General features: G+C 71.3%; 19 protein-coding genes. 11 read left to right on the top strand and 8 right to left on the bottom strand.

Going from position 1 to position 18,975, the window contains the following annotated elements; translation table 11 throughout:
• Positions 1-3 precede the first annotated feature (3 nt).
• From P1K89_RS04065 to P1K89_RS04045, 5 genes are all read left to right on the top strand, one after another.
• Positions 4-465 (top strand): RidA family protein, encoded by a 462-nt coding sequence (locus P1K89_RS04065; protein WP_284615082.1) that lies wholly within the window; start codon positions 4-6, stop codon positions 463-465.
• On the top strand, positions 462-1,490 hold the full coding sequence (locus P1K89_RS04060; RefSeq protein ID WP_284615081.1) for a quinone oxidoreductase family protein: 1,029 nt from the start codon (positions 462-464) through the stop codon (positions 1,488-1,490). The genes P1K89_RS04065 and P1K89_RS04060 overlap by 4 nt, the downstream gene beginning before the upstream one ends.
• A gap of 20 nt (positions 1,491-1,510) precedes the next feature.
• Complete coding sequence (locus P1K89_RS04055; RefSeq protein WP_284615080.1) at positions 1,511-2,194, top strand: NADPH-dependent F420 reductase; 684 nt, start codon at positions 1,511-1,513, stop codon at positions 2,192-2,194.
• Between the two features lie 146 nt (positions 2,195-2,340).
• On the top strand, positions 2,341-3,033 hold the full coding sequence (locus P1K89_RS04050; protein ID WP_284615079.1) for a phosphoribosyltransferase: 693 nt from the start codon (positions 2,341-2,343) through the stop codon (positions 3,031-3,033).
• A gap of 32 nt (positions 3,034-3,065) precedes the next feature.
• The gene (locus tag P1K89_RS04045) at positions 3,066-4,082 is read left to right on the top strand and encodes an NAD(P)H-dependent flavin oxidoreductase (RefSeq protein WP_284615078.1); all 1,017 of its coding nucleotides are present in this window, start codon (positions 3,066-3,068) and stop codon (positions 4,080-4,082) included.
• Positions 4,083-4,199: 117 nt separating this feature from the next.
• Here the strand turns inward: P1K89_RS04045 and P1K89_RS04040 are convergent, their stop codons facing one another.
• From P1K89_RS04040 to P1K89_RS04020, 5 genes are all read right to left on the bottom strand, one after another.
• Positions 4,200-5,192: a zinc-dependent alcohol dehydrogenase family protein gene (locus P1K89_RS04040; RefSeq protein WP_350080813.1), complete on the bottom strand. Its 993-nt coding sequence runs from the start codon at positions 5,190-5,192 to the stop codon at positions 4,200-4,202.
• Positions 5,193-5,337: 145 nt separating this feature from the next.
• A complete protein-coding gene (locus tag P1K89_RS04035) occupies positions 5,338-5,640 on the bottom strand; it encodes a chaperone modulator CbpM (protein ID WP_284615076.1) in 303 nt (100 codons plus the stop codon).
• Entirely contained in the window at positions 5,637-6,575 is a 939-nt protein-coding gene (locus tag P1K89_RS04030) for a DnaJ C-terminal domain-containing protein (RefSeq protein WP_284615075.1), read from the bottom strand. Before P1K89_RS04030 ends, P1K89_RS04035 begins: the two co-directional genes overlap by 4 nt.
• Before the next feature lie 23 nt (positions 6,576-6,598).
• On the bottom strand, positions 6,599-6,901 hold the full coding sequence (locus tag P1K89_RS04025) for a hypothetical protein (RefSeq protein ID WP_284615074.1): 303 nt from the start codon (positions 6,899-6,901) through the stop codon (positions 6,599-6,601).
• A 186-nt stretch (positions 6,902-7,087) separates the two neighbouring features.
• Positions 7,088-7,315 carry a hypothetical protein gene (locus P1K89_RS04020; RefSeq protein WP_284615073.1) on the bottom strand — a complete coding sequence of 76 codons (228 nt, stop codon included), beginning with the start codon at positions 7,313-7,315 and terminating at the stop codon, positions 7,088-7,090.
• A 199-nt stretch (positions 7,316-7,514) separates the two neighbouring features.
• Here P1K89_RS04020 and P1K89_RS04015 point away from each other — a divergent pair, with 199 nt between their 5' ends.
• On the top strand, positions 7,515-7,745 hold the full coding sequence (locus P1K89_RS04015) for a hypothetical protein (RefSeq protein ID WP_284615072.1): 231 nt from the start codon (positions 7,515-7,517) through the stop codon (positions 7,743-7,745).
• 112 nt (positions 7,746-7,857) lie between these two features.
• Here P1K89_RS04015 and P1K89_RS04010 read toward each other — a convergent pair whose 3' ends face one another.
• Together P1K89_RS04010 and P1K89_RS04005 are read right to left on the bottom strand one after the other, a co-directional pair.
• Complete coding sequence (locus tag P1K89_RS04010; protein WP_284615071.1) at positions 7,858-8,073, bottom strand: DUF3606 domain-containing protein; 216 nt, start codon at positions 8,071-8,073, stop codon at positions 7,858-7,860.
• 543 nt (positions 8,074-8,616) lie between these two features.
• Positions 8,617-9,375, bottom strand: coding sequence for an esterase/lipase family protein (locus tag P1K89_RS04005; protein ID WP_284615070.1), 759 nt, complete (start codon positions 9,373-9,375; stop codon positions 8,617-8,619).
• 132 nt (positions 9,376-9,507) lie between these two features.
• On the opposite strand from P1K89_RS04005, the gene P1K89_RS04000 reads away from it, so the two are divergent.
• Positions 9,508-12,141 carry an excinuclease ABC subunit UvrA gene (locus P1K89_RS04000; protein WP_284615069.1) on the top strand — a complete coding sequence of 878 codons (2,634 nt, stop codon included), beginning with the start codon at positions 9,508-9,510 and terminating at the stop codon, positions 12,139-12,141.
• 37 nt (positions 12,142-12,178) lie between these two features.
• Here P1K89_RS04000 and P1K89_RS03995 read toward each other — a convergent pair whose 3' ends face one another.
• Positions 12,179-13,207 carry a LacI family DNA-binding transcriptional regulator gene (locus P1K89_RS03995; RefSeq protein ID WP_284615068.1) on the bottom strand — a complete coding sequence of 343 codons (1,029 nt, stop codon included), beginning with the start codon at positions 13,205-13,207 and terminating at the stop codon, positions 12,179-12,181.
• Positions 13,208-13,349: 142 nt separating this feature from the next.
• Here P1K89_RS03995 and P1K89_RS03990 point away from each other — a divergent pair, with 142 nt between their 5' ends.
• Genes P1K89_RS03990 through P1K89_RS03975 form a run of 4 tightly spaced genes read left to right on the top strand, consistent with a single transcriptional unit; the run spans position 13,350 to position 18,951 of the window.
• Positions 13,350-15,212, top strand: a complete 1,863-nt coding sequence (locus P1K89_RS03990; RefSeq protein ID WP_284615067.1) for a thiamine pyrophosphate-binding protein — start codon at positions 13,350-13,352, stop codon at positions 15,210-15,212.
• A gap of 51 nt (positions 15,213-15,263) precedes the next feature.
• Positions 15,264-16,415, top strand: coding sequence for a substrate-binding domain-containing protein (locus P1K89_RS03985; RefSeq protein ID WP_284615066.1), 1,152 nt, complete (start codon positions 15,264-15,266; stop codon positions 16,413-16,415).
• Positions 16,416-16,475: 60 nt separating this feature from the next.
• The gene (locus P1K89_RS03980; RefSeq protein ID WP_350080093.1) at positions 16,476-17,990 is read left to right on the top strand and encodes a sugar ABC transporter ATP-binding protein; all 1,515 of its coding nucleotides are present in this window, start codon (positions 16,476-16,478) and stop codon (positions 17,988-17,990) included.
• A gap of 10 nt (positions 17,991-18,000) precedes the next feature.
• Complete coding sequence (locus P1K89_RS03975; protein ID WP_284615065.1) at positions 18,001-18,951, top strand: ABC transporter permease; 951 nt, start codon at positions 18,001-18,003, stop codon at positions 18,949-18,951.
• The last annotated feature ends 24 nt before the right edge of the window (positions 18,952-18,975 follow it).

The raw sequence follows: 18,975 nt of genomic DNA, 5'->3' as shown, positions 1-18,975 counted from the left end.
GCCATGGACCCTCTCAACCGCATTCCCGCACAAGTGCCCGCGCCGCTCGGTGCCTACGAGGCCGTCGTACTGCGCGGCGCGGCCGGCTACGTCTCGGGCCAGTTCCCGATCGCCGACGGACGGATGCTGCACCGCGGCCGTCTCGGCGACACGCTGGACCTGCGCGCCGGCCGTGAAGCGGCGCGAGCCGCGGCGCTCAACGTGCTCGGCCAGATCGACAAGGCGGTGCCCGGTGGGCTCGAAGCGATCGAGCTCGCGCGCGTGGACGGCTACATCGCCTGCGTTCCCGGTTTCGACGCACTGCCCGCCGTGCTGGACGCGGCGTCGGAAACGTTCGTCGAATTCCTCGGCTACCGTGGCCGGCACGCCCGGGGGCTGATCCCCCTCGCGCATCTTCCCGGCGGCGCGCCCATCGAGCTGCTGGTTTCCTTCACCCTTTCTCCCGCCACCAACCACACGCCATGAAAGCAGCACTGTTCAGAGAATTCGGACCCGCGAGCGTCCTCAAGCTCGAAGACGTCCGCACGCCGCAAGCGCAGGCCGGCAACGTCCTCATCAAGGTCCTCGCATCCGGCGTCAACCGGCTCGAGGTCTTCCTGCGCCAGGGCACGATCACGCGCGACATCGCCTTGCCGCACGTGCTCGGCTCGGACGCATGTGGCGTGATCGCCGACGTCGGACCCGGCGTCACCGGCTTCGCGACCGGCGACCGCGTGATCCCCATGCCCGGGTACCCGCTCGACGAACGCGACGACGGCGCCAGTCCGCTCAGCGCGGCACCCAGCTACGCCATCGGCGGCATCCTGCGCTGGGGAACGTACGCGGAATACGTGGAGGTGCCCGCGCGCTGGGTGGTCAAGGACCCGACCGACCTCACGCCGGCGCAGGTCGCGACCTTGCCGATGGTGCTTGTCACCGGCGTGCGCGCCGTGCGCACCGTCGGGCAGGTGCGCGCCGGCGACCACGTGCTGATCCAGGCCGGTGCTGCCGGCACCAGCACCTTCAGCATCCAGCTGGCCAAGTCGCTCGGTGCCCGCGTGGCGACCACGGTGGACTCGGACGCGAAGATCGAGCTGGTGAAGCGGCTCGGCGCGGACCTCGTGGTGGACGTGCGCCGCGACGACTTCGTCAAGCAGGTCATCGACTGGAGCCATGGGCGCGGCGCCGACGTGACGATCGACAACCTCGGGGGAGCCGTCCTGCAGCGCAGCATCGACGCCACGCGCGTGGGCGGCACGGTCGTGACCATGGGATTCGTCACCGGCAACGAAGCGACGTTCAAGGTGCGCGAGTTCTTCTTCGCCCACAAGACGCTGCGCGGCACGCTGATGGGCGACCTGGAGGAGTTCAAGTGGGGGCTGGCGCAGGTGGCCCAGGGGCGCATCAAGCCCGTGCTGGACCGCGCGTTCGCCCTCGCCGATGCGGCCGCTGCGCACGAACTCGTCGGCGCCAACGGCGCGCTCGGCAACGTCGTGCTGGTGAACGAATGAACGCCAGGGAAGGATCGGCGATGAGCACGCGGACCGTCGGCATCCTGGGAACCGGGCGCATGGCCGTGAGGATCGCGGACCAGCTGGTGCGCAACGGGCACGAGGTGATCCTGGGCTCCAGGACACCCGCGCGGGCCCGGACGATCGCCAACGAACTCGGGCCGTACGGGATCACGGCCGGGAGCTACGACTTCGCCATGGAAGCACCCTTCGTGCTGCCCGCGGCCTTCATCCGCGACGGCCTCTTCGACCTGCTGCGACAGCACCGCGATCAGCTCGCCGGCAAGGTGGTCATCGACATCCTGAACCCGTTCAACGACGACTACTCGGACTTCATCCTGCCGTGGGACACGAGTGCCGGCGAGGAGCTGGCGAAGCTGCTGCCCGACTCGAAGGTCGTGGGCATCTTCAAGAACATCTTCTGGGAGACCTTCGGCCACCCGCAGTTCGACGAAGGCGTGAGCGACGTGTACGTGCTGGGTGACGACCAGCACGCGAAGCAGGCGGTGACCACGCTGTTCGCCCGGTCGCCGTTCAGGTTCGTCGACGGGGGCGGCACCCGCAATTCGCGCGTGGTGGAGCGCATGACGCTCTTCGCGTCGGAGCTGAGCCGCCGCTACGCCTACGCGCCGCGCCTGGGCTGGCGCTTCCTGGGCGGGCCGCCGGCAGAGGGCCGCGTGGACCCGTACGCGCACCTGGCCTGAGGGACTGCATGTGGCGGGCTGCGCACGGTGTGTTCGGCACCCCCGCTACCGAGCCTTTCGGGCGCTGATTGCGCTGGCGCAATCGGCGCCCGTCGCGGCGGCGCAGACTGCCATGGGATTCGCCAGGGTTCATCACAGGAGCGGCCATGACATCCTGGACCGAGCGACACCCCGATGACAGTCCGGCCTTCGCGAACCGCGCGGAAGCCGGAAGGCTGCTGGCCGAGCGCGTGGCTGCGGTTGCGCTGCGCGCGCCGCCGGTGGTGCTGGCACTGCCGCGCGGCGGCGTGCCGGTGGGCGCGGCCGTGGCGAGGCGGCTGCAGGCGCCGCTGGACCTGCTGCTGGTGCGCAAGATCGGCGTGCCGTGGCAGCCGGAGCTGGCGCTCGCGGCGGTCGTCGAAGGCGACCCGCCGGACCTGGTGATCGACGAGCCGGTGCAGCGTGCCGTCGATGTCGGCCGCGACTACATCGAGCTCAAGATGGCCGCGGCGCTGCAGGAGATCGCCCGCCGGCGCGCGCTGTACCTGCGCGGCCGCGCCGCGGTGCCGATCGAAGGTCGCTGCGCGATCGTCGTCGACGACGGCATCGCCACGGGTACGACGGTGCGCGCCGCGCTGCGCGCGCTCAAGCGCCGCCGCCCGGCGCAGCTGCTGCTGGCGGTGCCGGTGGCGCCGCCCGACACGGTCGCCGCGCTGCGCGACGAGGTCGACGAGTTGATCTGCCTCGCGCAGCCGGTGCCCTTCGTGGCGATCGGCGAGCACTACCGCGACTTCCACCAGATCGAAGACGACGAGGTGCTGGCCGCGCTGGACAGCGTGGCCGGCGCGCAGCCCCGGTGACCTGGCGGCCCTGGAGCGGGGACCTGCCAGCCATGAACGACGCCTGGCTGCGACGGCTCGGCATCCGGCTGCCGCTGCTGCAGGCCGGCATGGGCGGCATTGCCGGGCCGGCCCTGGCCGCCGCCGTGGCCGAAGCCGGTGCCGGCGGCATCGTCGCCATGTACCGGCTGCCCGGGCCTGCGGTGGCCAGGCGCGTGCGCGAGACCCGCGCGCTGACGGCCGCGCCCTTTGGCGTCAACCTGATCCCGGAACTGCAGACCGAATCAGCGCTGGCGGCGCAGGTGCAGGCCGCGCTCGCCGCCGATGCGCGCGTCTTCTTCAGCATCTACGGCCTGCCGCCAGCTTCACTCGCGGCGACGGTGCGCGACGCCGGCCGCGCGCTGGTGGTCATGGTGGGCACGCCCGAGGACGCGCTGGAGGCCGAGCGTCGCGGCGCCGACGTGGTCGTGCTGCAAGGCGTCGAGGCGGGCGGCCACCTGCTGGGCGACTGGCCGCTGCAGGCGCTGCTGCAGGCATCGCAGGCGGCCGGCTGCCGGGCGCCGCTGGTCGCGGCCGGCGGCATTGCCCACGGCGCGGCCTGGCGCACGCTGCAGCGGCGCGGCGCGGCCGGCTGCCTCTGCGGCACGCTGTTCGTCTGCACCACGGAGAGCGAGGCGCACCCGCACTACCAGCGGCGCCTGCTGGCCGCGGACGCCCATGACACCGTCGTCAGTCGGGCGTTCGAGACCGGCTGGCCGGGACGCGCGCACCGGGTGCTGCGGGTGGCGGCGGCCCCGCACACGCAGGCGCCGCCCGGCTTCGTCGGCAGCGTGCTGATCGACGGCCGGCGCCACCCGCTGCCGCGCCACTGCGCGATGGTGCCGACGATGCATACCACCGGCCGCATCGACGAGATGGCGATGTACTGCGGCACGGGCGTCGGCGCGCTGAGCGAGGTGCTGCCCGCGGCGCAGCGCATCGAGCGCTTCTTCGCCGAGGCACGGTCCGTGCCGTACGCAGACCCGGCTACCACCGTGGCAGAACGCGGATGCAACTCGTCGACCGCCTGAAGGTCGCTGCGCGGCGCGTGGCGCGTGGCGCGAACGGCCGGCTCGACAGCGCGGAGTTTGTAGTCCGAAGCGATCAAGGCAGGAGCCACGAATCCGTGTTCGCCCTTCACCGCGTCGTTACGGTACTAGAACGGCGGCGCCCTGCACGCGGCCGAGGCGCAGGTCGTCCAGCGCCTCGTTGGCACGCGCCAGCGGATAGGTCGTGACGTGCACGTGCAGCGACGCGCGGCGCACGGCTTCGAGGAATTGCCGGCCGTCGTCGCGCGTCAGGTTCGCCACCGAGCGCAGCTCGCGCTCCTGCCACAGCAGGCGGTAGGCAAAGGCCGGGATGTCGCTCATGTGGATGCCGCCGCAGACGACGCGGCCGCCCTTGCGCACGGCCGCCAGCGCGCGCGGCACGAGTGCGCCGTCGGGCGCGAAGATGATCGCGGCGTCGGGAGGCGCGGGCGGCTGCTCGTCGGCTGCCCCGGCCCAGGCGGCGCCGAGGCTGCGCGCGAAGTCCTGCGAGGCCGTGTCGCCCGGCCGTGTGAACGCGTAGACCTGCCGCCCTTCGTGCAGCGCGAGCTGCGTGACCAGGTGCGCCGCGGCGCCGAAGCCGTAGAGTCCGAGGCGCCGTACCTCCGCGCCCCCCGCGCGGCGCAGGCAACGCCAGCCGATCAGGCCGGCGCACAGCAGCGGCGCCAGCTCGGCCGGCGAGCCCGCCAGCCCGTCCAGCGGCAGGCAGTACGCGGCCTCGGCGATCACGTGCGTGGCGAAGCCGCCGTCGCGGCCGTGGCCGGTGAACAGCGGTGCGTCGCACAGGTTCTCGCGGCCGCGCAGACAGTCGGTGCAGTGGCCGCAGGTGTGGGCCAGCCAAGGCACGCCGGCGCGCTGTCCCGGGCGCCAGCCGCTCACGCCGGGGCCGAGCGCGTCCACGATGCCGACGATCTCGTGTCCCGGCACCAGCGGCAGCCGCGGCAGCGCGAGCTCGCCGTCGACCACGTGCAGGTCCGTGCGGCAGACGGCACAGGCCTCGATGCGCAGCCGCAGCTCGCCGGCGGACGGCAAGGGCAGCGCGCGTTCGACCAGCCGCAGCGGACTGCCCGGGGCCTCGAGCACCATCGCCTGCATCGTCAGGGCCGTGTCCATGGGAGCCTCTCCAGGGGGCGCCCGACCATCGGGCACGCGTGGATGGCCAGGAAGGCGACGGACATCTGCCGCAACCCGGTGGAGAAGCCCTTGAAGACCCCGCCATGAGCATCGCTTCGCCCAGGGTTCAGGATGGGGTGGCGCGCCGCCGCAGCTCGCGGATCTCGTCGAGCAGTTCCAGCGCCAGCGCTGCGCCGGCGATGTTGACCGACAGGTCGCGCGTCAGCCGCCATGCGGCGTGGGTGCGCGCGATCGCGGCTTCGTCGAAGCGCCATTCGATGGGCTGTCGGCCGGCGGGCACGACCACCCCCTCGTCGACCAGATCGATCACCCACTCGACGCTGCAGCCGCAGCAGCGCGACAGCTCGACCAGCGAGAGCTCGTCGACGACCTGCGTCGCATTGGCGGCGGTAGCCTGCTGATCCTTCATGACCTTGCTCCATGAAAGCCCGGGCGCGGATCGAACTCGAAGGCCGCACCGAATGTGCGATAGGCGTCCCGCCGCTGATCGGTGTCGGCCGGCGGCAGCACGATCGCGATCTGGGCGAACAGGTCGCCGGGCGGCTGGCCCGGCAGGCCCTGGCCCTTGAGCCGCAGGCGCTGGCCTGCGGCCGAGTTCGGCGGCACGCGCAGCTCCAGCGGGCCGGCCGGCGCGGGAACGACCACGGTGGTGCCGAGCGCCGCTTCCCACGGCGCCAGCGGCAGCGTCAGGCCCAGGTCCCGGCCGTCGACCTGGAACACCGGGTGCGGCTTGAAGCCGATTTCGAGGTACAGGTCGCCCGCCGGTCCACGGCCGGCACCCGGTCCGCCCTGGCCCGTCAGACGCAGCCGCTGGCCCGCGCGGATGCCGCGCGGGATCTGCACCTCGAGGCGGCGCTCGCGCCAGCGCAGGCGGCCCCGGGCATCGTGCTCGGGCACGTTCAGAACCATCGTCTGCGTGGCGCCGCGAAAGGCGTCCTCGAGATCGATCAGCACCTTGGCATGGTGGTCTTCGCCGGCCCCATCGGCCCGCGCTTGCGCATGGCCGCCATGTGCACCGAACAGGGCCTCGAAGAAGTCGCTGAACGCGGCGTCCCGCTCGGGGTGGCCGGACGGGCCGCCGCCGAACTCGTAGCCGGCGTCCCAGTCCGGCGGCGGGCGGCCGTCGCCCCAGTCGCGGCCGATGCGGTCGTAGGCGGCGCGTCGTTCGGGGTCCTTCAGCACCTCGTAGGCTTCGGCCACTTCCTTGAAGCGCGCCTCGGCATCGGCTTCACGGCTGACGTCGGGGTGGTACTTGCGGGCAGCCTGACGATAGGCACGCTTGATCGCCGCCTCGTCGGCGGAACGCTCGATGCCGAGCACGGCGTAGTAGTCCTTGTAGTCCACGGGGTCTGCGCTCCTGGTCGTTCCTAGTGCGCCAGCAGCACCGGCAGGCTCATCTCGTTGAGCACGGTGAAGGTCGCGCCGCCGAGCAGCAGTTCGCGGGCCCGGCCTGGGCCATTGCCTGCCGTCCCAACCTCGAAGCGGGCCTCCGCGGCGTCGTCCTCGTCGGTGAGGGGCAGCGAGCCGAGCAGCGTGGGCTGGATCGTGAGCATGGCCTGCAGGCGGGCTTCGAACGCGCCGGCGAGCAGGCGCGCCGCGTCCAGCCGTGCTGCAGCATGACGGCCGGTATCCAGGTGGACCAGCAAGGAGCGCAGGGCAGGGCTTGACATCGTCACTCGGCTTTCAGTTCGTTGATGACGGCGCGCGTGCAGGGCAGATGACCCGCGCCCGGCACCGCTGTGTCTCCCGAGGGTGCGGGTGCAGTCTAGACAGGGCCTCGCCGAGGCGCTTGCGCGGCATCAATGCGCCGGAACGGAGAAGCCGCGCGAAGTGAGCGTCCCGCGCAGATCGGGCCGCTAGCGCCCTGCGCTGTCCGACGTCAACCGGACTTCCGGCAGGGAGACCTCGCGACCCACGCCGGCACAGACGCGCAGATAGCTGCGCTGGCCGACGTCACTGAGGGAGGCCATGTCGACCTGGCCAGAGGCGTCGCACGGAAACGCGAACGAGCGCCCGACATCGAAAAGCAGGTGGAAGCGCAGCTCATAGCGCGAGCGCTCCAGCGAAGGTTTCTTGCCGTCCATCGCCGACTCCCTCGGCGTGACCTGGTTCGAGACTGGATCTGCGCACGCCGGCGCGCGATGGCCTCGTCCGCAACCCCTGCGGCAGGGCGTCTGGTGGACGACCAGGCGTCGATCGCCATGTTCGCGCTCCCTCGCCGGTCGCTCTGTTCGCTGCCGCACGTGCGCCCGGTGGCCCCGGCTCGCCCTTTCTCCTTCTTTCATGCAGCAGGTTGCCGGCTTGCCCTGCCTTCTGACCCAGGTCGATCCGACGCAGCAAGTTGCTGCCGGACGATTCCCCCAGGCAACCGTCTACCCGGCGGCACGCGAAGCCCTCGAAGAGCAGGAACTGCTGGACGATGTTCCCAAGATCCGCAAGGCCGACCTCGACCTGAAGGAACTCGGCGCGGAAATGGCGCAGCGCAAGGAAGCGCTGATGAGCGAGATGCTCTGATGCCCGCCGCCGGGGCGGCACCGAGCGTGCCGACCCCGGCCCGGACTCGTGATGGCGAGGGGCGCAGGGCGGCGCAGCGCTCGATTGGCTTCGAGCGCGCCGCCGGTTCGGTTCACCCGTGCGAGGGGCGGTCTCCGCTGCTGCTGCCCCCGGATGACCTGAGGTGTTCCTTCACCTTCTCCGCGTTGTCGCCCACGGCGCGCACGGCTTCCTTGAGCTGGTCCTTCGTGACACCGAGCTTCCTGGACCAGTCCTGCAGCTCGTAGTCCTGGTTCACGTTGATGCGCTGGCGGTCCTGGCCGCCTGTGCGGTCCTTGTTGTCGGGCATGTGCGTCTCCTGTCGGCTGATCGGCAGGAAAGGCCGGCAAGGATCGTTCCTGACTGCCGCAGATGGCCGGGCGGTGGTTGCGAATGCAACGGGGCGTCGGCCGATCGACCGCTGCGCCGCACGGCTCCTTGCAGCCAATGGACGCGGCATTGTCCGACGAGCACCCGTGCTTCTCTCCGAGCGCGGGCAGCGGTGCGGCCACTCACACTGACCCCGACGCCAGTCCTCTAGAAATGGCGCACGACGAGGGCACCCCAGGAGTTCATATGGCAACGAAACAATCGAAGAGTGGCAATCAAGACTCACGCAGCAAGTCGGAGCCCGGTTCCGCAGCGAACGACACCAAGTCGTCGGACGGCCAGGCCAAGGCGTCGAGCAAACGCAGCAGCCAGGGCGGCGAGAAGAAGCCGTCACGCAGCTCGAAGTAGTTGCGACCTGTTCGACAGGGCCCGCAGCGCAAGCCGCGGGCGCTGTCGTTTTTTCTTCGGGCCCCTGGGCACGGCCTGCCTTAGCAGCACGCCGTCGAGCTCGCGCAGGGCGTGCTCATGCCGGAGGCGCCGACGTCGTGGCATACGGCTGCCAGCGGTCCTCGCGCTGGCCCAGGCGGTCCGCGATCACCGCATAGACCGACGCGTTCCAGCCGAGCCCGCAGTGGCTGCCGGCGACCTCGATGTTCTCGCTCTGTGCATGGTCGCCGTCCTGCAGGCAGGCCTGCCACGCCACGATGCCGTCGCTGCGGCTGTAGATCGAGGTCGTGGGCACACGCGGCGGTGTCTTGAGCCGCTCGATGAGGTCCTGGTCGAGCGGCGGCGATCGGCCGTTGAGCAGCCGGTAGACGAGGGTGGCGTTCGTGCTGCCCGGGCCGCCGGCGAACGGCGTTCCGAGCGTGATGATCTGGCGCACGCGGTGCGGCAGGCGCTTGCCCACCTCGCGCGCGTAGATGCCGCCCAGGCTCCAGCCGACCAGGCTGACGCGCGGGCCGTGGGCCTGCGTCAGTTGGTCGATGTCCTGCGCCAGCGCATCCAGCCACGCGTCGATCTCCTGGTCGGGACCGGTGTTGAAGCCGCGGCCCCAATCGAGCGCGACATAGCCCAGCGACTCGCAGAAGTGCTGCAGCGGCACCGTGGCATGGCGATCGGAGGCCAGGCCCGGGAACAGCACCACGGCATGGCCGTCACCGGCAGGCAGGGATTGCCGATCCATCAGTTTCATGGCCGCGTATTCGATGGCGGCACGCAAGGGTTCGATGCCCATCAGCACCCAGGAGGGCGGGGCGGGGGTCTGGCGGTCGGGCGAGGTCATGGAGGAAGTTCATGTTGCGATGCAGCATGATGCGTGGGCCCGGCGGCGGTCCGGGGGTGCAAATCGATGAGCTTGCGGTAAGACCGCTCCTACCCGGCGCTGCGGGCGCGAACGTTGCCGGCGGTGCCTGCGATGCACCGTGATCACCTGACGCGACCGTTCATCCGCGTGCGCGGTGCGCGCGAGCACAACCTCAAGAACGTCGACATCGACATTCCGCGCGATGCCCTCGTCGTCTTCAGCGGCGTCTCGGGTTCGGGCAAGTCCTCGCTCGCCTTTGGAACGATCTACGCGGAAGCGCAGCGGCGCTACCTCGAGTCGGTCGCCCCGTACGCGCGGCGCCTGATCGAGCAGGTGGGCGTGCCGGAGGTCGACGGCATCACCGGCCTGCCACCGGCCGTGGCGCTGCAGCAGCAGCGCGGCACGCCCAGCGTGCGCTCCTCGGTCGGCAGCGTCACCACGCTGTCGAGCCTGCTGCGCATGCTCTATTCGCGCGCCGGCAGCTATCCGCCGAAGCAGCCGATGCTGTACGCCGAGGACTTCTCGCCGAACACGCCGCAAGGCGCCTGCCCCGTCTGCAGCGGCCTCGGCATGGTGCATGAGGTGAGCGAACAATCGATGGTGCCCGACCCGTCGCTGACGATCCGCGAGCGGGCGATCGCGGCGTGGCCGCCGGCCTGGCACGGCCAGAACCTGCGCGACATCCTCGTCACGCTGGGCTACGACGTGGACCGGCCCTGGCGCGACCTGCCGAAGAAGCACCGGGACTGGATCCTCTTCACCGAGGAGCAGCCGCAGGTGCCGGTGTATGCGGGCTTCACGCCGGCCGAGACGAAGGACGCGCTGCGCCGCAAGCTCGAGCCGAGCTACCTGGGCACGTACATGGGCGCGCGAAAGTACGTGCTGCACACCTTCGCGACCACGCAGAGCGCGATGATGAAGAAGCGCGTCTCGCGCTTCATGCTCGGCGCGCCCTGTGCGGCCTGTCACGGCAAGCGCCTGAAGCCCGAGGCCCTCTCGGTGACCTTCTGCGGGCTGGACATCGCGCAGCTGTCCCACCTGCCGCTGGCGGCGATGGCCGAGGTGCTGCGACCGGCCGCCGAAGGCCGGCTGGCCGCGGCTGACGGATCGCAGGAGGCCACGCTCGGCCGCGCCGCCGCGCGCCGCGACACCGCGCGGCGGATCGCCGCCGGCGGGTCGGCGCATGCCGCCGCGGCGGACGTGCGCCGCACGCCGAACCTGTCCGACGAGAAACGCCTGGCCGCCCAGCGCATCGCCCACGACGTGCTCGAGCGCATCGATGCGCTGGTGGACCTGGGGCTGGGCTACCTGTCGATCGATCGCAGCACGCCGACGCTGTCCGCCGGCGAGCTGCAGCGCCTGCGCCTGGCCACGCAGATGCGATCGAACCTGTTCGGCGTGGTGTACGTGCTCGACGAGCCCTCGGCCGGTCTGCATCCTGCCGATGGCGAGGCGCTGCTGAGGGCGCTGCAGCAGCTGAAGCAGTCGGGCAACTCGGTGTTCGTCGTCGAGCATGACCTCGAGCTGATGAAGGCCGCCGACTGGCTGGTGGACGTGGGACCCGACGCCGGTACCGAAGGGGGCGAGATCGTCTACAGCGGGCCGCCGGCCGGACTGCGCGGCGTGGCCGCTTCACGAACCGCGCGCTACCTGTTCGACGACGGGCGCGACGAACCCGCGCCCGCACGGGCCCGGCCGTCGCTGAAACCCGGGGGCTGGCTCAGACTGCAGGGTGTGCGGCGCAACAACCTCGCAGGCATCGACGCCGCGTTCCCGCTGGGGGCATTGACCGCCGTCACCGGCGTGTCCGGCTCCGGCAAGTCCAGCCTCGTCAGCCAGGCGCTGGTCGAGCTGGTGGCGATGGCGCTGGGCCATGAACCACCGCTGCCCGACGAGGACACCGACGGCGGCGACCCGGTGATCGCCCGCACCAGCGGCCATGTCACCGAGGGCCTGGATGGCGTGCGCCGGCTCGTGCAGGTCGACCAGAAGCCCATCGGCCGCACGCCGCGCTCGAACCTCGCCACCTACACCGGCCTGTTCGACCACGTGCGCAAGCTCTTCGCCGCGACCCCGGCGGCGCGCAGCCGGCGCTACGACGCGGGCCGCTTTTCGTTCAACGTCGCCAAGGGCCGCTGCGACACCTGCGAAGGGGAGGGCTTCGTGAGCGTCGAGCTGCTCTTCATGCCCAGCGTCTACGCGCCGTGCCCGACCTGCCACGGGGCGCGCTACGACGAGCGCACGCTGCAGATCCGCTGGCGCGAGCGCAACATCGCGCAGGTGCTCGAGATGACGGTCGACGAAGCGGCCGCGTTCTTTGCGGACCAGGCCCCGCTGTGCCGGCCGCTAGAGCTGCTGCAGCACATCGGCCTGGGCTACCTGCGGCTGGGCCAGCCCGCCACCGAACTCTCCGGTGGCGAGGCGCAACGCATCAAGCTGGCCACCGAGCTGCAGCGCGCGCAGCGCGGCGCCACGCTGTACGTGCTCGACGAACCGACCACCGGCCTGCATCCGCTGGACGTCGACCGGCTGATGGCCCAGCTGCGCCGGCTGGTCGACGCGGGCAATACCGTGGTGATCGTCGAGCACGACATGCGGGTGGTGGCGGACTGCGACTGGGTGCTCGACATCGGCCCGGGCGCAGGCGCGGCGGGCGGACGCGTGATCGTCGCCGGACCACCGGACGAGGTGGCGAACTGCGGCCACAGCCCGACGGCGCCCTATCTTCGAGCGAAGCTGCGGTGATGTCGCCGGGCCGAGGGGGCCTGCAGCGCAGCATCGGCTACGGTCGTGCCGAGGCCGATGGCGCCGCGGTGGTTCCGCGCTGGACCAGCTGGATGGGCAGCACGTCGTGCACCGCCGGCGCCGTGCCGCGGGCCTGCATGCGCGCCAGCAGGCGCCGGGCCGCGGTGCGTGCCATGGACTCCACCGGCTGGCGGATCGTCGTCAGCGAGATCAGCGGCGATCCCGCAAGCGGGATGTCGTCGAAGCCGATGACCGACAGGTGTTCCGGGACGGCCATGCCGCGCCGGCGGGCGGCTTCGAGCGCACCGATGGCCATCGTGTCGTTGCCCGCGATGATGGCGGTGAGCCCGGGATGGGCGTTGAGCATCGCCATCGTGCCCGAGTAGCCGCTTTCGTTGGTGTACTCGCCGAAGGCCAGCGGAATGTCCGCGGCGGCCAGGCCCTGCGCCTGCAGGTAGCGCAGCGCGCCTGCGGCGCGATCGCGACTGGTCGAGGTGTTGCGCGGCCCCATCAGCAGGCCGATGGCCCGATGACCCAGCTCGTGCAGATGGCGCGCGGCCTCCTCGCCGGCGTGCACGTTGTCGATCTCGACGGTGTCGATGCCCGGCTCGTCGACCGATCGCACCACCAGCACCAGCGGCACGCCGCGCCGCCGCAGCTCGGCCACCAGCGGCGAGTCGAGCGTCGCGGTGGCGAAGATCAGGCCGTCGAGGTAACCGTCGATCAGGGGCCGCAGGGTCTGCAGCGCGCTGGCCTCGTGCATGGTGTCGATGATCAGCGTGATCTGGTAGCCCGCGTCGTGCAAGGCGTCGTGCAAATGCTCCAGCAGCAGCGTCATGAACCGGTTGTGCAGCGCACCGATGACCACCCCGACGATGCGGTTGGCCGACTTGCGTGGCCGCCGGCCCTGCTCGGGCAGCCGATAGCCCATCTCGGCCGCGGCTGCCTGCACCTGCTCGCGCATGCTGGCACTGATGGCCGGGTTGCCGGCCAGCGCGCGGGACACGGTGGACACCGCCACGCCCAGCTGCATGGCGATGTCCTCGAGGCGGGCGGGAGCGGGCATGTTTCGGGCGGCCGAATGGGCGATCCCGCAATTTGCCCAAACGGGTGCGATCGCAAACTCGGGATTTTCCCGAATGTTTGCACTGCAATTGCATTGCCTTTGCATGCACACTGGCGTCATCAAGTCCTCGTCGGAGACCCGCATGAAGCTCACCGTCGGCCACGTGATCGGCAAGGCCCTGAAGGCGTACGGCGTGCCCTACATCACCGCGCTGCCCGGCCACGGCAACTGGAACCTGCTGGACGCGTTCAACGACGCCGGCAGCGACGTGCCGGTGGTGCAGGTCATGCACGAGCAGGCCGCGGTGCACATCGCCGACGCCCACTACCGCGTCACCGGCCAGCCGATCGCCGCCTGCACCTCCATCGGCCCCGGCGCGGCCAATGCCGTCATGGGCCTGGCCAACGCCTACTGCGACAGCACCGCGCTGCTGCTGCTGAGCGGCAGCGCCAGCACGCACATGCGCGGCCACGGCGTGATGCAGGAACTCGACCGCGAGAACGTGCCGGACTTCCTGCAGGTCACGCGCTCGGTCACCAAGCGCAACTTCGACCTCTTCCGCCCCGACCACGCGCCCTTCGTGATGCATCGCGCGTTCAACGCCATGCTGACCGGCCGGCCCGGGCCGGTGCACGTGGAGGTGCCGCTGGACGTGCAGACCGCGACCACCGACATCGACGTCGCCGACCTCGCGCAGCGCCTGCCAGTGGGCCAGCCGCGCGGCGATGCGCGCGCCATCGAAGCGGCCATCGCGCTGCTGCTGTCGGCCGAGCGGCCTTGCATTGCCGTCGGCGGCGGCGCGATCACCAGCAACGCCAGCGCGGCGCTGAAGACCCTGGTCGAGCGGCTGGGCATCCCGGTGGTGTTCACCTGGAACGGCAAGGGCGCGCTGCCCGAGGACCATCCGATGAATGCCGGCACCGTCGGCTGGCCGGGCTCCCTGACCGGCAACACCTTCGCCTCGCAGGCCGACGTCATCATGACCCTCGGCTGCCGCTTCACCGACTGGTCGGCCTCGTCGTGGCGCAAGGGCGTGAGCTTCTCGATCCCCGGCAGCCGGCTGATCCAGGTCGACATCGATCCGCGCGAGATCGGCAAGAACTATCCGGCCGAGGTCGGCATCGTCGGCGACATCCGGCTGGTGCTGGAGGACATCGCCGCCGGCATCTCGGCGCCGCAGGCCGCGGCCGCGCTGGCCCGGCGCGAGCCCTATCACGACGAGCTGCGCCGGCTGTGGACCGAATGGGACGCGATCCAGGCCCCGCGCCGCGAGCACGACCGCATCCCGACGACCATGCTGCGCACGCTGCGCGAGCTGCGCAAGGTGCTGCCGCGCCACGGCATCGTCACCGTGGGTTCGGGCCATCCGCAGAGCAGCACGAAGCAGGACTTCCCGATCTACGAGCCGCGCACGCACATCACGCCCGGCAGCTACTCGCCGATGGGCTTTGCGCTGCCCGCGGCCATCGGCGCCAAGCTGGCCAGGCGCGACACGCCGGTCGTCTGCATCATCGGCGACGGCGACTTCATGATGTGCGTGCAGGAGCTCGCCACCTGCGTCGCCTACAACATCCCGGTGGTGTTCCTGGTGCTGAACAACGCCGGCTACATCAGCATCCGCGACGGCCAGAACGCGTTGATGGGCCGCAACATCGCCAGCGAGTTCACCGACCGTCGCACCGGCCAGCCGTACTCGGCCGACTTTCCGGCCCTGGCGAAGAGCTTCGGCCTCGAGGTCGCGGTGCGCGTGCAGCGGGTCGACGACATCGGCCCCGCGATCCAGCGCGCGCTGGACGCCAAGGCGCCCGCGCTGGTGGAGGTGCCGATCACCCGCGATGTCGGCATCGCGGCGAGCAACGTCGTCGGCTGGTGGGACTTCCCGCCGGTGCCGGGCGCACCCGAGGGCGTGCGCACCGACTACGAGTCCGGCCTGCAGGCCGAGCAGCACGAGGGCCGCGACACCTCGCAGGTCCGCATCGTGAAGGCCAGCGGCGCGGTCGGCTGAAGGCCGCGTCTTTCGCCCGTCAGCAAAGCAACTTCCTCCAAGGAGATCCCCATGAAGTCAACCGCCGCGCGCGGTGCGGCTCGGCTGCGCCGTTCCCTCGTCTGCGCCACCCTGCTGGCCGCCGCCGTGCACGCCCACGCCGACTACCGCGGCGTCTCGCGCTCGTTCCTCTGGAACCCGTCGTTCAACGAGCTGGCCGACACCGCCCGGTTCAAGAAGGACGGCCCGTACACCATCGGCTTCGCCAACGCCTCGCAGGGCGACCTGTGGCTGGTGGCCTTCACGCACGGCGTGCAGTGGTCCGCGGCGCAGAACAAGTCGAAGATCAAGCGCCTGATCGTCACCGACGCGAACGGCAACGCCGCCAAGCAGATCAACGACATCCAGGACCTGGTCAACCAGAAGATCGACCTGCTGATCGTCAACCCCGCGGCGGCCGACCCGCTGGACCCGGTGCTGCAGCGGGTGATGAAGCAGGGCATCCCGGTGATCACGGTGGCGCGGCGCCCGAAAAGCGACAGTTCCTTCGTCAGCTTCGTCACGGCGTCCGACCAGGCGCTGGCCCGGCTGAACGCGACGTGGCTGGCCGAGAAGCTGGGCGGCAAGGGCAACATCGTGCTGCTGCCGGGCCTGGCCGGCGCCAGCCCGGCCGAGATGCGGCTGAAGGCCGCCAGGGAAGTCTTCGCGATGTTCCCCGACATCAAGATCCTGGACACGCAGTACACCGGCTGGAGCCCGGCCACCGGCAAGACGGTGACCGCCGCGATGATCCAGAAGCACGGCAAGTCCATCCAAGGGGTCTGGGCCGACTCCGGCCTGCAGGGCTCGGGCGCGGTGGAGGCCTTCCTGGCGGCCGGCTGGGCGGGCAGCACCGTGCCGCCGATCACCGGCGGCGACCTGAATCGCATGTACAAGCTCGCCTTCGAGCACAAGTTCCCGTACGTGGGCATCGACTACACGCCGTCGATGGGCATCAAGGCGGTCGAGACGGCGCTGGACGTGCTGCAGGGCGTGTCGGTGCCGAAGACGCTGTCGATCAACTTCCAGATCGTCACCGCCGACAACGACGACACGCTGTCGGTGCGCGGCGATACGCGGCTGAAGAACTACGTGCAGATGGCCGCGCCGGACGACCTGATCATGGGCCACGGCATGGGGCCCAACTACAACCCGAAGACCTTCAAGGTCGATCTGCCGCAGTGACGCCACGGTGACGGGCATGTCGGACATGGGCGCGGGCACGAGCACTTCGGGAGTCAGGCGATGGACGCGATGATCGAGCTGCGCGGCATCCACAAGGCCTTCCCGGGCGTGAAGTCGCTCGACGGCGTCGACTTCAGCGCTGCGCCGGGCGAGATCCACGCGCTGCTGGGCGAGAACGGCGCCGGCAAGTCCACGCTGACGAAGATCATCGCCGGCGCCTACCAGCCCGATGCCGGCACGATCGTCTTCGACGGCGCCGTGCGGCGCTGGGCCACGCCGGCCGAGGCCCGGCGTGCCGGCATCGCGGTGATCCACCAGGAACTGCAGCTGTTTCCCGAGCTGACGGTTGCGCAGAACGTCTTCCTCGGCGACGAGCCGCGCAACCGCTGGCGGCTGATCGACTACGCCGCGATGCGCCGCCGCACGCGCGAGGCGCTGCAGGGGCTGGGGCACGACCTGGACCCCGACAGGCCGGTGCACGCGCTGTCGGTCGCCGATCGCCAGATGGTGGAAATCGCCAAGGCGCTCGTGCGCGAGGCCAGGCTGCTGATCCTGGACGAGCCGACCGCGGCGATCTCCGGGCGCGAGGCCGAGCGCCTGTTCGTGCGGCTGCGTGCGCTGCGCGACCGCGGCGTGGCCATCGTCTACATCTCCCACCGCCTGGAGGAGATCGAGGTCCTGTGCGACCGGCTCACCGTGCTGAAGGACGGGCGCCTCGTCGGTGCCCGGCCGGTGGCGGACACGCCGCGGGCGCAGATGGTGGCGATGATGATCGGCCGGCCGCTGGCCGACATCTACCCTCCAAAGACCGCGGCCACGGCCTCCGCCCCGGTGGTGCTGTCGGTGCGCGGGCTGCGCAGTGCGCCGCGCGTGCACGACGTCAGCTTCGAGCTGCGCGCCGGCGAGGTGCTGGGGCTGGGCGGCCTGGTCGGCGCCGGCCGCACCGAAACGGCCCACGCCATCTTCGGCAGCGCGCCGCGCCAGGAAGGCAGCGTCTTCGTCGATGGCCGGCCGCTGCCCCCGGGCGACGTGCGCGCCGCGATCGCGGCGGGCATCGGCCACGTCACCGAGGACCGAAAGGGCGAAGGCCTGCTGATGCGCCATTCGATGGCCGCCAACGTCAGTGCGCCGCTGCTGGGCCGCCATGCCCGCGCGGGCTTCATCGACGTCGCGGCCGAGCGCGATGCCGCGGCCGAGGAGATCCGGCGCTTCCGCGTCGCGATCCCGGGCCCGATGGCCGGCGTGCACAAGCTCTCCGGCGGCAACCAGCAGAAGATCCTGCTCGCACGCTGGTCGCGCGCCTGCCGGCACGTGCTGATCCTCGACGAGCCGACGCGCGGCGTCGACATCGGCGCGAAGGTGGAGATCTACCGCGTGGTGCGCGAGCTGGCGGCCGCGGGCATCGGCGTGCTGGTGATCTCGTCCGAGCTGCCGGAACTGATCGGCCTGGCCGACCGCGTGGTCGTGCTCAGGGAAGGGCGCAGCGTCGGCGAACTGGGCGGTGCCGCCGTCACCGAAGAAGCCGTGATGACGCTGGCCACGATGGGCCCCAGCGCGCCCGCGCTGGCCGCCTGAGGAGACCCCCATGAGCCTCGCCGTTCGTGCCCTGCACCGCATCGACCCTTCGCACCTGGTGGTGCTGGCGCTGTCGCTGGCGCTCGCCCTCTGCGGCGTGGCGGTCAACGATGCCTTCGCCACCACCGGCAACCTGTCGAACCTGCTGGAGCAGTCGGTGGCGGTCGGGCTGGTCAGCCTGGGCCAGACCGTCGTGGTGCTGGCCGGCGGCATCGACCTCGCGGTGGGTGCGCTGGTCAGCGCGCTGGGCGTGCTCTTCGCCACGCAGGCGGAGCGCCATCCGGACGCCGCCGGCTGGCTGCTTGCCGGCACCCTGGCCGCCGGCGCCGGCATCGGCGCGCTGAACGCGGCGCTGATCCTGCTGCTGCGGCTGCATGCGCTGGTGGTCACCATCGGCATGGCGGCGCTGCTCAACGGCCTGACGCTGATGGTGACGCGCCAGCCCGCCGGCAGCGTGCCGGCGTGGGTGCAGGAGATCGCCTACGGCCAGTGGGCCGGCTGGTCGTACGCCGGGCTCGGCATGCTGGCCGCCTTCGCCGCGCTGGGCGTGTGGCTGCGCCATGCGCCGGGCGGCCTGCGCCTGCTGGCCGCGGGCGGGCAGCCCGAGGCGGCCCGCGTGACCGGCCTCGGCGCCGGCCGCGCGACGGTGATCGCGTTCACGCTGAGCGGCCTGTGCGCCGGCTGCGCCGCGGTGGTGCTGGTGGCGCGCACCGGCACCGGCGACCCGCTGGTCGGCGAGCCGCTGACGCTGGCCTCGATCACCCCGGTGGTGATCGGCGGCACGCTGCTGGGCGGCGGCAAGGGCGGCGTGCTGGGCACGCTGCTGGGCGTGTTCATGCTGGTGCTGCTGGGCAACGTGCTGAACTACATGAACGTCTCCACCTTCCTGCAGTGGACGATCCAGGGCCTGATCATCATCGCCGCGGTGCTGTTCCAGCGCCGGCGCGGGCACGGCGCCTGAGGAGGAACGGATCGTGAACACCCG

The sequence above is a fragment of the Aquabacterium humicola genome (genome assembly GCF_030167915.1).
In the GTDB taxonomy this organism is placed as follows: domain Bacteria; phylum Pseudomonadota; class Gammaproteobacteria; order Burkholderiales; family Burkholderiaceae_C; genus Pseudaquabacterium; species Pseudaquabacterium humicola.
This window is presented reverse-complemented; position numbering and strand designations above follow the sequence as displayed.

What these genes read in the sequence shown, in the direction of transcription:
- P1K89_RS04065 (WP_284615082.1), top strand. Translation starts at nt 4, where the DNA reads ATGGACCCTCTCAACCGCATTCCCGCACAAGTGCCCGCGCCGCTCGGT.
- P1K89_RS04060 (WP_284615081.1), top strand. Translation starts at nt 462, where the DNA reads ATGAAAGCAGCACTGTTCAGAGAATTCGGACCCGCGAGCGTCCTCAAG.
- P1K89_RS04055 (WP_284615080.1), top strand. Translation starts at nt 1,511, where the DNA reads ATGAGCACGCGGACCGTCGGCATCCTGGGAACCGGGCGCATGGCCGTG.
- P1K89_RS04050 (WP_284615079.1), top strand. Translation starts at nt 2,341, where the DNA reads ATGACATCCTGGACCGAGCGACACCCCGATGACAGTCCGGCCTTCGCG.
- P1K89_RS04045 (WP_284615078.1), top strand. Translation starts at nt 3,066, where the DNA reads ATGAACGACGCCTGGCTGCGACGGCTCGGCATCCGGCTGCCGCTGCTG.
- P1K89_RS04040 (WP_350080813.1), bottom strand. Translation starts at nt 5,192, where the DNA reads ATGCAGGCGATGGTGCTCGAGGCCCCGGGCAGTCCGCTGCGGCTGGTC.
- P1K89_RS04035 (WP_284615076.1), bottom strand. Translation starts at nt 5,640, where the DNA reads ATGAAGGATCAGCAGGCTACCGCCGCCAATGCGACGCAGGTCGTCGAC.
- P1K89_RS04025 (WP_284615074.1), bottom strand. Translation starts at nt 6,901, where the DNA reads ATGTCAAGCCCTGCCCTGCGCTCCTTGCTGGTCCACCTGGATACCGGC.
- P1K89_RS04020 (WP_284615073.1), bottom strand. Translation starts at nt 7,315, where the DNA reads ATGGACGGCAAGAAACCTTCGCTGGAGCGCTCGCGCTATGAGCTGCGC.
- P1K89_RS04015 (WP_284615072.1), top strand. Translation starts at nt 7,515, where the DNA reads ATGCAGCAGGTTGCCGGCTTGCCCTGCCTTCTGACCCAGGTCGATCCG.
- P1K89_RS04010 (WP_284615071.1), bottom strand. Translation starts at nt 8,073, where the DNA reads ATGCCCGACAACAAGGACCGCACAGGCGGCCAGGACCGCCAGCGCATC.
- P1K89_RS04005 (WP_284615070.1), bottom strand. Translation starts at nt 9,375, where the DNA reads ATGACCTCGCCCGACCGCCAGACCCCCGCCCCGCCCTCCTGGGTGCTG.
- P1K89_RS04000 (WP_284615069.1), top strand. Translation starts at nt 9,508, where the DNA reads ATGCACCGTGATCACCTGACGCGACCGTTCATCCGCGTGCGCGGTGCG.
- P1K89_RS03995 (WP_284615068.1), bottom strand. Translation starts at nt 13,207, where the DNA reads ATGCCCGCTCCCGCCCGCCTCGAGGACATCGCCATGCAGCTGGGCGTG.
- P1K89_RS03990 (WP_284615067.1), top strand. Translation starts at nt 13,350, where the DNA reads ATGAAGCTCACCGTCGGCCACGTGATCGGCAAGGCCCTGAAGGCGTAC.
- P1K89_RS03985 (WP_284615066.1), top strand. Translation starts at nt 15,264, where the DNA reads ATGAAGTCAACCGCCGCGCGCGGTGCGGCTCGGCTGCGCCGTTCCCTC.
- P1K89_RS03980 (WP_350080093.1), top strand. Translation starts at nt 16,476, where the DNA reads ATGGACGCGATGATCGAGCTGCGCGGCATCCACAAGGCCTTCCCGGGC.
- P1K89_RS03975 (WP_284615065.1), top strand. Translation starts at nt 18,001, where the DNA reads ATGAGCCTCGCCGTTCGTGCCCTGCACCGCATCGACCCTTCGCACCTG.